Genomic DNA, 702 nt, shown 5'->3' on the forward strand with positions numbered 1-702 from the left:
CCCAGTTCTTCTGCTCCACGTGGCAGCCGTCGTTGGAGTTGCCGGGCCGCGACCGGGTGAAGGTGATTTTGCGTTTTTCGCACCACGCCAGGAGGTGATGATTGATGAACTCACTGCCGTTGTCGCTGTCCACGCCCCGGATCGGGAACGGCATGATCTTCGCGATCTCGTCCAGGGCGGCGATCACCCATTTGCGGGCCTTGTTGCGCACGCTGCGGTTCTCGGTCCAGCCGGTGGCGATGTCGGTCACGGTCAGCGTGTAGGCGTGCTCACCTGCGGCGTTGCCGCCCTCGTGGCCGACCAGGTCGATCTCGACGAACCCCGGTTTCGCGTCGTCCCAGTCCGCCCAGGTACGGATCGGGATCTGCGACTTGAGCAGCGACCCAGGCTTGGTGTGGCTGCGGCCCCTCAGCTCGTGCTTGCGGCGTTCCGGGGCCAGGCGCCGGTCGATGGTGGCCGCCGACATCGACACCAGCAACGCGGCGGTGTCGTCGTCGATGTCCAACTCACCGAAGTGGCGCAACCGCGGCACCAGCTCGCCCAGGATCGGGGCCAGCCGCTTCCCGGCAGGCATCCCCAACACCGCCCAGCAGAAGACCAGCGCGGCAATGACGTTCGGACCGTATGTCGGTGGTCGCGGGACGCGCGGCCTGACGATCCGCGGTGTGCACGCCTGGGCGAGTGCCTTACGGGCATGATTGC

Annotated in this window: 1 protein-coding gene; it reads right to left on the minus strand. The window is 67.0% G+C overall.

From position 1 onward, the window contains the following. Window positions 1-702 (minus strand): integrase catalytic domain-containing protein (locus tag QM806_RS40925; RefSeq protein ID WP_283295048.1); only part of this gene is annotated, 702 nt, incomplete at both ends.

Origin of the sequence: Rhodococcus sp. IEGM 1351, assembly GCF_030056875.1 — a bacterium.
Lineage (GTDB): Bacteria > Actinomycetota > Actinomycetes > Mycobacteriales > Mycobacteriaceae > Rhodococcus_F > Rhodococcus_F opacus.